At 60.5% G+C, this 14,055-nt stretch carries 11 protein-coding genes; 5 read left to right on the top strand and 6 right to left on the bottom strand.

The genetic code is table 11. The features are described from left to right. Positions 1 to 64: 64 nt before the first annotated feature. The 4 genes from pqqF to nahK all read left to right on the top strand — a co-directional run bounded on the left by pqqF (position 65) and on the right by nahK (position 8,010). The gene (pqqF, locus tag ACSSNI_RS14950) at positions 65 to 2,596 is read left to right on the top strand and encodes a pyrroloquinoline quinone biosynthesis protein PqqF (RefSeq protein ID WP_200639690.1); all 2,532 of its coding nucleotides are present in this window, start codon (positions 65 to 67) and stop codon (positions 2,594 to 2,596) included. A gap of 278 nt (positions 2,597 to 2,874) precedes the next feature. Then, the gene (locus tag ACSSNI_RS14945) at positions 2,875 to 4,062 is read left to right on the top strand and encodes a porin (RefSeq protein ID WP_200639691.1); all 1,188 of its coding nucleotides are present in this window, start codon (positions 2,875 to 2,877) and stop codon (positions 4,060 to 4,062) included. Positions 4,063 to 4,250: 188 nt separating this feature from the next. Further along, positions 4,251 to 5,444: a nitric oxide-sensing protein NosP gene (gene nosP / locus ACSSNI_RS14940; protein WP_372239357.1), complete on the top strand. Its 1,194-nt coding sequence runs from the start codon at positions 4,251 to 4,253 to the stop codon at positions 5,442 to 5,444. Continuing rightward, a complete protein-coding gene (gene nahK, locus ACSSNI_RS14935) occupies positions 5,362 to 8,010 on the top strand; it encodes a hybrid sensor histidine kinase/response regulator NahK/ErcS' (RefSeq protein WP_200639695.1) in 2,649 nt (882 codons plus the stop codon). Before nosP ends, nahK begins: the two co-directional genes overlap by 83 nt. Positions 8,011 to 8,181: 171 nt before the next feature. Here the strand turns inward: nahK and ACSSNI_RS14930 are convergent, their stop codons facing one another. The 6 genes from ACSSNI_RS14930 to ACSSNI_RS14905 form a co-directional block, all read right to left on the bottom strand. Further along, entirely contained in the window at positions 8,182 to 8,847 is a 666-nt protein-coding gene (locus ACSSNI_RS14930; protein ID WP_102835168.1) for a response regulator transcription factor, read from the bottom strand. Between the two features lie 330 nt (positions 8,848 to 9,177). Continuing rightward, positions 9,178 to 9,969: an ABC transporter permease gene (locus ACSSNI_RS14925; protein ID WP_200639703.1), complete on the bottom strand. Its 792-nt coding sequence runs from the start codon at positions 9,967 to 9,969 to the stop codon at positions 9,178 to 9,180. Between the two features lie 55 nt (positions 9,970 to 10,024). Next, positions 10,025 to 10,753: an ABC transporter ATP-binding protein gene (locus tag ACSSNI_RS14920; protein WP_200639705.1), complete on the bottom strand. Its 729-nt coding sequence runs from the start codon at positions 10,751 to 10,753 to the stop codon at positions 10,025 to 10,027. Then, complete coding sequence (locus ACSSNI_RS14915) at positions 10,750 to 11,721, bottom strand: YVTN family beta-propeller repeat protein (protein ID WP_200639707.1); 972 nt, start codon at positions 11,719 to 11,721, stop codon at positions 10,750 to 10,752. Before ACSSNI_RS14915 ends, ACSSNI_RS14920 begins: the two co-directional genes overlap by 4 nt. Positions 11,722 to 11,764: 43 nt before the next feature. After that, positions 11,765 to 12,244: a tetratricopeptide repeat protein gene (locus ACSSNI_RS14910; protein WP_159967771.1), complete on the bottom strand. Its 480-nt coding sequence runs from the start codon at positions 12,242 to 12,244 to the stop codon at positions 11,765 to 11,767. Beyond that, positions 12,241 to 13,434, bottom strand: coding sequence for an ABC transporter substrate-binding protein (locus ACSSNI_RS14905; protein WP_200639709.1), 1,194 nt, complete (start codon positions 13,432 to 13,434; stop codon positions 12,241 to 12,243). The genes ACSSNI_RS14910 and ACSSNI_RS14905 overlap by 4 nt, the downstream gene beginning before the upstream one ends. Positions 13,435 to 13,586: 152 nt before the next feature. On the opposite strand from ACSSNI_RS14905, the gene ACSSNI_RS14900 reads away from it, so the two are divergent. Then, positions 13,587 to 14,024, top strand: a complete 438-nt coding sequence (locus tag ACSSNI_RS14900; protein WP_019339031.1) for a cupredoxin domain-containing protein — start codon at positions 13,587 to 13,589, stop codon at positions 14,022 to 14,024. Positions 14,025 to 14,055: the final 31 nt, after the last annotated feature.

Raw genomic sequence — 14,055 nt, 5'->3', positions numbered from 1 at the left:
AGGCATCATTGTGTCAAGCGAACCTCGGCGCGATCCTCCAACTCTCAGCCGGAACACGTTGCCAATGCACTCGTCAGCCGATCCCGCCCAGCGACCACCGCAAAAAAACCTTACCCATGGTTTGCGCGTGCGCCTGTTGCCGTTGGTTGGCGGCACGAAGGCGGCAGCACTGGTGCGAGTGCACGCCGGCTCGCATGACGCGCCGAGTGCCTATCCGGGACTGGCGCACTTTCTTGAGCACCTGCTGTTTCTCGGCAGTCACAACTACTCTGCAGCAGAAGGTCTGATGCCCTTCGTCCAACGGTGCGGAGGGCAGCTGAACGCCTCGACCCGAGAGCGGCATACCGACTTCTTTTTTCAACTACCGGCCAGTCAGTTCGAAGAAGGCTTGCACCGTCTCCTGGATATGCTCGCCCATCCGCTGCTCGACCCCGAAGCGCAGCTGCGCGAACGCGAGGTGTTGCAGGCTGAGTATCTGGCGCGTGCGCAGGATGCCGAAACGCTGTGCGATGCGGCTTTCGGGCATGCAACCGGCTTAGCCCATCCGTTCGGCGGCTTTCATGCGGGCAACCGCAGCACGCTGCCGGTAGAGGACGCTGCCTTTCAGCAGGCGCTGCTTAGCTATCATCGGCGCTTCTATCACACCGGCCAGATCGAGTTACTGCTGGCCGGGCCTCAGGATAAGGACACGTTGCAGCGTCTCGCCGAGCGGATGGACGCTGAACTTGCTAGCCATTCGTTCGTGCCACATGAGGCTCAGCCATTGCGCTGGAACACCAACGCCTGGTTTCGCTTGCAACTCAGCAACGCTCAGCCACGCCTGCACCTGGCGTTTGTGCTTGATCAGTTGCCGGAGCATGCCGGGCCTGCGCTGGATTATCTGTTTGTCTGGCTCGCCTCCGAAGCGCCAGATGGTCTTTCTCAACGGTTGCGAGAAGCCGGACTGTGCCAGTCGGTGAAGCTGCGCACCCCATACTGGTATGCAGGGCAAGGCGTTGCGGTCATCGAGCTGTTGCTGACAGAGCGGGGGTTGGACGCTCGCGCCGCTGTCGTCGATGCGGTGCTCGACTGGATAGGTTTCTTCTCGGATGACGCGCGTTGGCAGCCATGCCGCGAGGAATACCAACTGATCCGTGAGCGAAGCCTGCATAACGCGGAGCCTCTGGCACGGTTACGTTACTGGGTGGATCCGCAGGCATGGGGCCTCGACAGCGATGAAGCCGAGATTCGCCAGGCGCTGCGGTCGCTTACGGCGCAGATGCTAGGGGCCCCGCCACTGGTCCTCATCACCGACAAGAGCGACTGTCTGCCCATCGAAACCTGCGGTTTTCCGCTGCGCTTGAAAACGGAGCCGCCGCAGCATACGGTCCCGGCTGACTGGCGCTGGCAACAACCCGCTGCGAATCCCTGGTTGAAGCCCAACATTGTTCGCCATGAGGCGGGTGCTATCACGCCTGCACTGCGTTGGCAGGGTCCGGAAGACATGAGCGGACAGGGCGCCCTGTTTCTGCGCTGGCAGTGGGTGCGAGGCCAATCTTGCACGGCTTTGTGGCACACCGTGGCGCATGCCCTGCAGCCGGCTGCATGGGCTGCGCAGCAAGCGGGCGTAACGCTGCGTTTCGAGGATTTCGGGAGTGCCTGGTGTCTCAGGCTGGAAGGTTTTGCCGACGCCATACCGGCAATTATCACTGACATTATTTCAGTGCTTGGCGTGCCGCCAGCCGCAGCGTTCGCCGAGGGCGTTGCACTGGCCGAGCGTGATGCTGCGCTCGGCAACGATGAGATGCTGATTCGCCAGTTACTTAAACATCTGCCTCGACTGCTGACGAACTCTGCTGTGGTTGACGGCCAGCCGGCGGACATCTGTCCTGGCTCACTGTCTCGGCTGTGGCAATCAGCTCAGTGGCATGGTCTGGCCATCGGCTTCGCGCCGTCCCTGGGTGGACCGCTGGCCGACGCCATCAAAGCATTGCCTGGAACGCCTGCGGTAATACCCCCTGATCGGCGTAAGCCCGCAGCTTTGAAGCATTGGCACGACGTCCGCGGCGACGGCGCGATGGTCGAAACCGGATTCCTGCTGTTCTGCCCGTTGCCGGACCGCACCGCCAAGTGCGAAGCGTCCTGGCGGCTGTTGGCGCGAGTGATCGAAGCCGACTTCTTCCGGCGGTTAAGGAGCGAGTTGCAACTGGGCTACGCTATCTTCAGCCGCTTCTGTCAGTTCGGTGAGCATGCTGGAATACTTTTCGCGGTGCAGTCACCGAGGGCGTCGGCCAAGGAAATCCTCGAGCATGTCGTGAAGTTTTTCGACGACAGCGCGGTGAAACTGGCCGACCAAGCTGACATTGAGGCCGAGCGAGCTGCACGCCAGGCCGGTGACCAGCACGTAGCCAGCAGAGCAGACTTTCGCGCCCAAGCCGAACAGGCATGGCAGTGCCTGCAGGCTGGACATGAACTCGATCGACCTGCCGAAGTTGCCGCCGAAATGCGCATGCTTCAGCGACAGGATCTGATGGCAGCCCTGGATGCACTGCGCCGGGATGACGCCAGCTGGATAGCGGTGGCCAACGCGCCGGCCCCAGACTTGAGCTGGCGCTGACCTCAACAGCTCCTAAAAACACGCTCCGTTGGAACTGCCTGACCGCGCATATGCGTGTCCGGAGCTGCCGCCTTGCGTCTGCTGCTCTACTTAAGCGCAACGGCGTAAGACCTAAGCGCTACTCCGAACGGAACGGCAGGGAGGGCCTTAACGCCTGATTCGTTAAGCGTGGCGAAAGTAGTAGCCAGTCGCCGCCATTGGAGCGTATGGCCCTCCGGTTGTGCTTTCGATAATCCGCCTCGACACGACTGCCTGTCGTCACATCAGCGGAGAGCGCCATGCACAACAAGAAGAAAGCGGTTACCACACTATTGCCTTTGGCTCTGGCCAGCGCGATTGGCATGACCCTAAGCCAGTCGGCAGTTGCCGAAATCATGCTTTACGACAAAGACGACACCACCTTTACCGTAGACGGCTACTTCAACACCTTCTACGTCAGCAGCGATGTCGATCGCGCTGGGGAGCAATTCGACCGGGATCAGTCCCGCGTGAAGATGGGCTTCCTGCCCAATTACATCGGCTTCAACTTCGGCAAGCAGCTCGACGACCTCAAGGTCGGCGGCCGCTCTTCCTTCTGGGTCACGATCAACGACAGTGACACCAACGGCACCGAGACCGGCATCGACGTTCGTCAGTTCTACGGCACGGCGTCTAACGACCAGTGGGGCGAGGTGCTTTTCGGTAAGGACTTCGGCCTGTTCGGCCGCTCCAACATTTTCCTCGACGAGATGCTGACCGGCTATGGTCAGGTTAGCGACACCCTGGGCCTGGTTGATTTCGGTGGCGTGTCCTTTGGCAACATTGGCACGGGTTACCCCTATCCGTTCCCAACCTCCCAGGTCACCTACCGCTCGCCGGTGATGAGCGGCCTGCGTGTGGCCGTGGGCATCATGGACCCCGTCGATACCACGAACGACGCCAGCAGCGCGTTGGACGAGGCCTACCAGGACAGCCCGCGCTTCGAAACCGAGATTACCTATCAGTTCGAGGTTGGCGGTGCTCAGATCTATTCCTGGGTCAACGGCATGCAGCAGACCTCGAAAAACACCGACAGCACCGTCGACGAAGTGGATTCCCAAGGCATCGGCTACGGCGTACAGGCCAAGATGGCCGGTTTCTCCGTGACCGCGTCAGGCTTCCAGGCCGAGGGCATCAACCCCTTCTACACCAACAACGCAGGCGAAGCGCAGCTGCGTGACGTGGACAGCGATGGCTATCTGCTGCAAGGCTCCTACACCTTTGGCAAGAACCGCATCGCACTGTCATCCGGCAAGACCAAGGATGACGGCAATGGTCTGGGAACGGCGGCCGATTACGAAACCCGTGGCATCGCCTATTTCCGCACCATCAATGACAACCTGAAGCTGGTGGCCGAAGTGAACCAGTTCGAGTTGACCGGTCGAGATACCAGTGCCATTGATGAAGAAACCCGCACCTACGCCATTGGTGCCACGCTGAGCTTCTAACCCCAGCCGGCGACAATCAGACGGATGCCTTTCGGGGCATCCGTTTTTTTGTTTGGGGCGCCACCCGCAGCCGCAGCAACAGGCGCCGTGGTGTTTCGTCGCTTTGCTACCTTGGCAGGCCGCAGCCGGTACTGAAGTAGCATGTTCGTACCCTATGCCCTGACCAAGAATGCGGTCATACGATATCGATGTATGGGGTGGGGTGCGTGGTCGAGCAAGAATCCTTAGCAGTGCGCACAGCAATGTCTGAAGCGCGGGACGCCGAAACGGTGGCCCAGGACCTGGCACGCCAGCTGATTCATCCGCATCTCGGCTTTGTCCTGTTCTTTTGTTCTGCTGAGTACGATCTGCCAGCACTGGGCGATGCGCTGCACCAGTACTTCGGTGGCGTCCGCATGGTCGGCTGTACGTCGGCGGGTGAGATCACCTCGCAGGGCTATGGGCGCAGCTGCGTGACCGCGGTTGGCTTTGATCACCGCAACTTTTCCATCGCCTGCGAGCTGATCGATGAGATGGACCGTTTCAGCCTCACCGATGCTCAGCAACTGGTCGAGCGGCTGGGCAGCGATTGCCGCAGCAACTCGCTGGCGCCGATCAAGGATCACAGCTTTGCACTGACCCTGTTGGACGGGCTGTCCAGCCGCGAAGAAATCGTGCTCTCCGCACTTAGCGCTGCCTTTGGCAGCATTCCGCATTTCGGCGGCTCCGCCGGCGACGACAATCACCTGGCCGACACGCACGTCTACTACGACGGCAAGTTCCACAGCGGGGCAGCGGCGGTCGTACTGATCAATACCTGGCTGGATTTCGAGGTGTTCACCACACATCACATGCTGCCACGCACCGACAAGCTGGTGGTGACACGCGTGGACAGCCATGCGCGGCGTGTCTATGAACTGAACGCTGAGCCCGCCGCCGAAGAATACGCACGGCTTATCGGTGTCGAGGTCAGCGATCTCGATCACCGCCTGTTCGCTGCGCATCCGCTGGCGGTGCGTATCAACGAGCATTACTACGTACGCTCGATTCAGAAGGTCAACGATGATCTGAGCCTGACGTTCTATTGCGCGGTTGAGAACGGCATCGTACTGACCGCGATGCATCCGGGGCCGCTGATGCCCAACCTCGAAGCCGTGTTCGAGCGTCTCGAACAGCGTCTCGGCCCGCCGTTGCTGACCATCGGCTGCGACTGTTTTCTGCGACGGCTGGAGATCGACGGCAATGGCTCCAGCGACGACATCTCGGCGTTCCTTCGACGCCAGCAGGTGATCGGTTTCAACACCTACGGAGAGCAGTTCAATGGCATGCATATCAACCAGACCTTCACCGGCGTCGCCATCGGCCGGCCAGGTGGACGGGCTGGAGAAAGAGGTGCCCGTTGAGCAACTCGACCGGCAGGCCGAGCTCGAGCGCGAAAACCATAAGCTGCGGCGCATCAACGCGGCGCTGATCGAGCGAATCGAGTCCAGCAGCACCGGGCGCGACGCGTCTTACGCGGCCTTCCAGCATTCGGTAGAGCTGGCCGAGCAGGTGCGCGAACGCACCGATGCGCTGAACCAGGCGATGGCCGAGCTGAAAGCCAGCAACCGCCTGCTCAGCGACGCCCGCCTGCGTGCCGAAACTGCGCATCAGCATCTGGTCGATGCCATCGAGAGCATTTCCGATGCCTTCGTGCTGTTCGACAAGGACCAGCGCATCGTTCTGTTCAACAAGCGCTTCAAGGCGCTCTGGAGCCGAACCCGAGCGCGCATCAACAGCGGCACTCGGCTCTCGGAGCTCAAACGGTTGGCTGAAAGCAGCGGGCTGATCGCCGAGGAACACCGGGGCAAGGCCAACGAACCGACCGTCTACCGTTTGCAAAATGGACGCTGGGTGCAGCTCAGCGAGCGGCCTACCCGCGAGGGTGGCCTGGTGATGCTTTACACCGACATCACCGAGGTGAAAATCAGCGAAACCATGCGCCGCGAGCAGGCCTTGGCGCAGAAGTCCCGCTTGTTGCAGCGCGCCGTAGACAACCTTTCCCAAGGCGTGGCCATGGTCAGCGCCGATGGTGGCCTGGAGCTGTGGAACGGTCGCTTTCTTGAGCTCTGCGGCCTGGCGCCCATCGAGGCGCATCGACCATTCGACGAGGTGATGGCCGACAGTGAGCTGAAACTGCTGACGCCCAACACGCTTGACGCCGAAGGCCAGCCCTTGAAGGAGTTGGAACAGCACCTGTTCGACGGGCGGACGCTTGAAGTTCGGACACATCCGTTGCCCACAGGCGGCTTCGTCAACACCTTCACCGACATCACCGAACGTTACCGCCATGCCGAAGCGCTGCGTGAGAGCGAGCGCTGGATCCGCCTGATTACCGACCACGTGCCGGCGCTCATCGCCTATGTGTCAGCCGACCTGACCTACGAATTCACCAACAAGGTCTACGAGGAATGGTATCGCTGGCCCAGTGAAGGCATGCTCGGCCAGTCGCTGCGTGACATCCACAGCGGCGAACACTGGCAGCAGCTCGAACCCTATATTGATCGAGCCCTGTGCGGCGAAAGCGTCAGTTTCGAGATGGCTGAGCACAACCACTCGGGGCAGCAGCGTTACATGCTGCGCTCTTACGTACCAAACCGTCAGGCCAGCGGCGAGGTGGTTGGTATCTTTGTGCTGATTCAAGACATTACGGATCGCCGGCGCACGGCCGAAGCGCTGCACCAGGCCTATCAGAACCTCGAACAGCGAGTCCGTGAGCGCACGGCAGAACTCACCAGCCTCAACGACCAGCTGCTATGCGAAATCGACGAGCGCGCCCACGCCGAGGCGCGGTTGCGTGAAGCCAAGCGCGAAGCGGAACTGGCCAACCTGTCGAAGACCAAGTTTCTCGCCGCAGTGAGCCACGATTTGCTGCAACCCCTGAACGCTGCTCGGCTGTTCACCAGCGCACTGCTGGAGCAACCTTCAGCACCGAGTGGCGGACTGATCCGCAACATCAGCAATTCATTGGAAGACGTGGAAAACCTGCTGGGTACGCTGGTCGACATTTCCAAGCTCGATGCGGGCGTGATCAAGCCCGATATTGCCCCGTTTGCCGTCAGTGAACTGCTGGAGACCCTGGCTGCGGAGTTTCGCCAGATCGCCGGCAGTGAACAGCTGCAGCTGGACTTCATTCCCTGTTCCGCATTGGTACGCAGCGATATCCAGTTATTGGCGCGCATCCTGCGCAACTTGCTGACCAATGCCATTCGCTACACCCCACATGGTCGCGTGCTGCTGGGTTGCCGTCGCCGGCGGCAGAGCCTGTCAATCGAGGTGTGGGACACGGGAATCGGCATCCACGAGGACAAGCTCGAGGAGGTCTTCCACGAGTTCAAACGCGGCGAAGGCGTGAGGCCTCAGCAGGATCGTGGGCTTGGGTTGGGTCTGGCGATTGTCGAGAAGATCGCGCGTATTCTCGGTCACCGGATTCAAGTCAGTTCGGTGCCTGGGCGCGGCTCCAAATTCGCCATTGAAGTGCCGCTGGCCAAGCGGGCGCCGAAAGCCAGCGTAGAGCCGTCAGCTACCGACCAGTTGCTCGAACGACTCAAAGGCGCGCGCGTATGGGTTCTGGATAACGACACCGCGATCTGTGCCGGCATGCGCACATTGCTTGAGGGCTGGGGCTGTCATGTTGTAACGGCGCTCTCGGAACAGGACCTGGCCGGTCAGGTCGACAACTTCCACGCCGATGCCGATCTGATCATCGCCGACTACCACCTGGACAACGGCTGCAACGGCGTCGATGTTGTCGAGACGGTCAATGCCCGGCGTGCCAGCCCGCTACCGGCGCTGATGATCACCGCCAATTACAGCAATGAACTGAAACAACAGGTGCGTGAGCTGGGCCACATGCTGATGCACAAGCCGGTGCGCCCGATGAAATTGAAGACTGTCATGTGCCACATGATGGAACAGGGGAATTCTTAGAACCGCCAGGCTCGCTCTACAATTGCTCGGCGTCGTTGACGTCTATGGTCAATCTATAGGAGCGAGCTTGCTCGCGATCAGCTGTAACTCAGGAGCCCCGGATATCACCAGCAAGCTGGCTCCTCCAGGGCTTGTTGCTGGGGCTTACCTGGCCGCGTTGGTTATGACCGATCAACGGCGCAGGTATGCCGTGAAGTCGATGTCGCCCGCCGAGAGGATGGCTTGCACACGGTTGTGCACGTTGAGCTTGCGCAGGATGGCCGAGACATGGGCCTTGACCGTGGTCTCGGCGATGTCGAGGTTGTAGGCGATCTGCTTGTTGGACTCACCCTTGGTCATGCGTTCCAGCACCAGCAGCTGCTTGCGGGTCAGCGCCTGTAGCAGCTCGGGCGGGATGCTCTGTTCGTTGTGCTGGGAGCGGCGGGTGGTGGCCTTCTGGCTGCGGATGATGTCCGAGGGCAGGTAGACATTGCCGTTGAGGATCTGCTCGATGGCTTCGGTCATCTGCGCGCGTGGCGATGATTTGGTGATGAAGCCGCACGCGCCATAGGTGATCGCCTGTAGCACGATCTGCTTGTCCTGTTCGGCAGAGACGATCACCACGGGAATGGTCGGTGCCTCGTTGCGCATGTTGATCAGCCCGTTAAGGCCGTGCATTCCGGGCATGTTCAGGTCGAGCAGCACCAGATCGAGGTCGTCGTTTTCCAGAGTCATCGACAGCGCGCTGTCGAGGTCGGCAGTTTCGAGGATCTCGCTGCCTGGAAAGCCGTCCTGGATGACGTTATGGATGGCTTCACGAAAAAGCGGGTGGTCGTCAGCGATCAGTATCTTGTACATGGCCGGTCACCTCATTGTTGTGATTATGGTGGGGTAGATCGGAAGAAGACCTTCGTTGTGCGCGGCTTCGATCAACCAATGGCAGCCTGTGTGCGGCGCCTATTCGATCAGGTTCTGTTCACCGACAAGCTTGCCCAGTCCTGCGAAAGAAAACCATGGGGAAACAGTCGTGGTTTGGACGCCATAGCGTCTGGATTCGCTACAAGGCCTGGTGGGCTCTGGCATATCCAGGTTTCCAGTACTTCAGTCGGCCACATTACAGGGCAAAGTGCCGCAGTTTGAAATCCTACAATCGACAGGAAAACCAGCACCAAAGTAGTAGAGAACAGCTCATGTAGACCGTCGTAGCGCAGCGTGCTGCGGATTGAAGCTGAGCACTGCAAGCAGGCTGAACAACAGTGTCAGGCCGAGGCAAACCGCCAGCGCCAGCGGATTGAGACGTTCATACAGCGCATAGCGAACCAACTCCACAGCATAGGTAAAGGGATTGACCGAACAGATCCAGAACAGCCACTCACTGGCTTCGCGCATTTTCCACAGCGGATAGAGCGCCGATGACAGAAAAAACATCGGGAAGATGACGAAATTCATCACCCCGGCGAAGTTTTCCAGCTGCCTGATGCCGTTGGATAACAGCAACCCCAGGGCGCTGAGCAGCAAGGCTACCAGCAACAGCGCTGGCAGAGCCGTCAGCAGGCCTGCCGCAGGCGGCTGTACGCCATACAACCAGGCGATGAAAAGAAACGCATAGACCTGCAGCAGCGAGATCAGCGCAGTTGCCAGCAGCTTGCTCGCCAGCAGGAAACTGCGCGGCAGAGGGCTGGTCAGCAGTACGCGCATGCTGCCCATCTCGCGGTCGTACACCATGGAGAGGGAGCCCTGCATGCCGTTGAACAGCAGGATCATGCAGGCCAGGCCCGGCACGATCCAGGTTTCGTAGGTGATATAGGTCTCGTAGGGTTCGATGATGGCGATGCCCAAGGCGGCGCGAAATCCGGCAGCGAATACCACCAGCCAGAGCAGCGGTCGCACCAGGGCGCTGAAGAACCGCGAGCGCTGCTGCACGAAGCGCAGCCACTCGCGAAAAACGATGGCTCGCAGGCATTCCCAATAGGGCGTCATGGCGAGGATTCCTGAGTTGGACATGGCCTGGGGCGTATGGCGTGGCTGGAGCGCATCACGCTGGCACCGCGTTACGCGTGAGCCGGGCAAAGGTCTGCTGGAGACTGCCATCCGCGGCAGCCAGCGTATCGGCTCGACCCTGCGCGACCAGGTTTCCGCGGTTGAGGATGATCAGCTCGTCACTTGCCTGCACCTCGTCCAGCAGGTGGGTGGTCCAGAGCACACTCATGCCTTGCTCATCGCAGAGGGATCTCACGTGATCGTTGAGGTTCTGGCGGCTAGCGGGGTCGAGCCCCGCACTGGCTTCATCGAGCAGCAGCAGGCTCGGCTTGTGGAGCAGGGCACGGGCAATTTCCACCCGTCGGCGATGACCGCCATTGAGTTCGCGCACCTTGCTCTTGCGGCGCTCGCCCAGTTGCTGGCGATCCAGCTCGACTTCGATGCGGTCGTTGGCGACCTTGCGCGGCATGCCATGCAGGGCGGCGTGATAGCGCAGGTTCTGCTCGACGCTGAGATCCAGGTCCAGCGTGCTTTGCTGGAAGACCACCCCAAGCCGCCGCAAGGCTTCGCGCGGCTGGCTGCGCAGACTGAAGCCCGCCACCTGGATGTCGCCCTGCTGCAAGTCGTAGAGGCGCGTCAGCAAGGCGATCAGCGTCGATTTTCCGGCTCCGTTGGGGCCGAGCAGGGCGGTGAAGCCGCCCGCTGCCGTGTTGAAACTGACGTCTCGCAACGCCTGACGTTCCCCGTAGGCAAAGCTGACGCCATCGACCTGCAGGGCCGTCATGGTGCTACCACCACGCCCCAGGGATAGCGGCCAACCTTGATCGACTTGATCACCTTGAGCGAGTCCACGTCGATCACCGAAACATCACCGCTGACACCATTGGTGGTCAGCAGTCGGCTCTCGTCGATGTTGAATGCCATGTGCCAGACCCGACGCCCCACCAGCAGGTAGTCGAGTACCTCGTAGGTTTTGGCATCCACGACGGCTATGTGGTTGGCCGGGCCGAGCGCGACGAAAGCGTATTTGCCGTCCGAGCTGAGTTTGATGCCGACTGGCTGGACCTTGTCGGGATGCACGCCCTTGATCTTGAAATTTAACGTCTTGATGATCTCCCGCTTCTCAACGTCAACGACGCTGACCGTCCCGCCGATTTCCGACGAGGCCCAGAGCAGCGTGCTGTCCTTGTTGAATTCCACGTGGCGCGGGCGCTGGTCGACGAGAGTGTTGTCCACCAATTGGTTGGTACTGGTGTCGATCCAGTGCAGCATATTGGTGGTTTCGCTGGTGTTCACCGCCCACTTGCCGTCCGGGCTGACGCCCATGCCTTCAGGCTCAACGCCGACATCGATCTGTGCGAGCACCTCTTCGTTGTCGACGTCGACCACCGTCACCAGCGCATCGTCCTCGTTGGAGATGTACAGCCACTTGTTGTTCGGGTGCAGCGCGAACTGTTCGGGGTCAGCGCCGGACGGCAGCTGTTTGATGATCTTCCGGGTTGCCAGGTCCATGACCTGCACCGTGTCCGAGTCGCTGGCGCAGATGTAGAGCAGCTTGTTGTCGCGCGACAGCGTCAACCCGCGTGGACGCTGGCCAACGTCAAGCGTTTCGACCGTTTCCAGGGTATCCAGATCGATCACACTGACGGTGTCGTCTTTCTCGTTGGACACATAGGCGGTGGCGGCGAGGGTGGATGCGCTGGCGCAAGCCAGTGCACAGGAAACAGCGGCAGCAAGGAGTGTTCGGGTCATTGAAGTATTCTCTTGTTGTGGTGTGAACCGCTCAGCGGGCGATTTAATTTGGCGACTGTTCCATGCGCAGCAGGTATTCGTCCGCTTCGGTCTGCCCGCCTTCGGATGCCCGGCGCAGCCACATGCGCGCGGCCTTCCGGTCTTTTTTTACGCCGCGCCCTTCGGCTAATGCGGTACCCCAGTGGTAGCGAGCCAGACTTACATAGCTAGCCTCATCTGGCTGATTAGCGCCGAGCTCTATGAGCGCAGCGGCTTTGTCCATATCTACCGGAACGCCCGAGCCAGATTCATACATCTGAGCCAGCCAGATCATCGAATACACGTCGTTCCAGCGCGCGATGCAGTCTTCGAATATCTGCTTGGCAGCTCCAAAGTTTCCGGTCTTGGCAGTGACGTAGCCGTACATGCATTTGATTCGCTTCGGGCTGTCAATGTAGGCGTCATACCCCAGCTCGCTGGCGCTCGCGGTTTGTGCCAAGCCGGCAAGAAGCAGACCGGAGACGCAGCGAGATATGGCTTTCATCGGGTCGCCTCGCTCAGCCGACACTGGCTCTCTGGCCGATCGAAGCCCAAGGTGTCCAGCTCGCTGGTGGGGTGCAGGAAGCCATCCTGGGGCGAATTGCTGACCAGCCCTCGCGGATGCACCAACGGAACTGGTTGCCGCAGCTGGCCGCTCCAGGGCCGGAACGTCAACTTGCGGCCCTTGAACCCATCGACCGGCAGCGACTCGCTCAGCGATATCTGGCGGATTGCCAGTGGGTCCGTGGTTCCGAGCTTGGTGATTGCAGTGGCCAGGCTGCGCACCCCGATCCAGGCGGCAAAGTCGCGGTCATTCATCCAGCGATTGGCATGGGCTTCGAAGCGCTTCTGCAGCTGCGCCGCCCCGTAGGTTTCGACCGTCTTGTGCCAGCCGGTCGGGGTCAGGCCCTGTGTGCCCACAACCGGCCGCGGCAACCAGGTGTGATAGGGCACATATTCACCGAAATCGCCGCGCTCATCGGCAACCACGACCACGTCATATTCGCCAGCTTGGGTGAACAGAGGCATGTCGGCTTGGGCTGTGCGCCGCTGGTCGTTATCGAACGACCAGGGTTTTTCCTCGATGACCTTGTGACCGAAGCGTTTGGCTGCCCGCTTGAGCGCCTCGGCATAGGCCTGATCCTCTTCAGTCGGCCCGCTGATCAACAGCCAGCGATTCCAGCGGCGCACGGCGAGGAACTGCCCCAGCGCGTCGGCCAACATGCTGCGGCTTGGCAGGGTGTGCAGCACGTTACCGAGGCAACGTGACGTTCGCAGCTCATCATCGGGACTGCCGGCGTTGATCAGCAGACTGTCTGGCATGGCCCCGGCCAGCGTTTCCAGGCTCTGCGCGGGAGCGTTCACCACAAACAGGCGCACACCCTGATCATGTAGCTGTTGGGCCTCGTCCAGTAGCTGCTCTGGAGTTTCAGCCGTGACGCGGTCCAGGGTGTAGCTGTGCTTGAGAAAACGACCGGTGCTGTTGCTGTCGGTAATGGCCAGCTCGGCGCCGCTCAAGCCCGCGTCAACCGGCTCAGGTATCACATTCGATAGCAGCGGGCCTGGGTCCGGGCGGTAACCGAGGTAACCGATGCGCGCCGAGAGTTCTGGCCCCGCCGCGCCTGCAGTACTGACGAAAACTGCACAGCAGGCAAGGGCGATCAAGCAACCGGTACGATACAAAAGAGGGCGCATGGACGACTCCTATGGCGTTGCGGTCAGCATAGGAACCCTGTCGGCGCGGGGAAATATGCAGAAAGTACCAGCTGCTGTGTACCAAGGTAGTAAACCGGACCCTGACAGGCACCTCTAGGATGAAGCCATCCATAACAAAAACGAGAAGCCCCATGCCTCCATTCAAAGCGCTAACACTTCACCTCTTGCTGATCGCCAGCCTGATCGGCTTCGATCAGGTGCTTGCCGCCGGTGACCTTACCCGTCGGACACAATCGCTGCCCGATCTCAGGTTTGGCTCCGAAGAAAGCGATTACGCGGTTTCTCAGAAGGAATACCAGCTGGAAACCGGCGTCGCCTATCAACTCAAAGTCATCGCCGATGGCCAGAAAGAGTGTGCTTTTCAGGCTCCTGAGTTTTCACAGGCCATCTTCCTGCGAAAGGTCGAGGCCGGCGGTGTGGAGATCAAAGCCGTGACGCTCGTCGAACTGGAGTTCGAAGAAGCGGGCGAGGCGGAGATTTTCTTCCTGCCGATCAAGCCCGGGCGTTTCCCTTTCTATTGCAAAGGGCTGCAGAACAAGGGCATGGAAGGGAGCTTCGTGGTCAAGTAGCACAGCAACCTGCTGCTCTTGAAGCGGACAT

Source organism: Stutzerimonas tianxiuensis (genome assembly GCF_053470365.1).
This window is presented reverse-complemented; position numbering and strand designations above follow the sequence as displayed.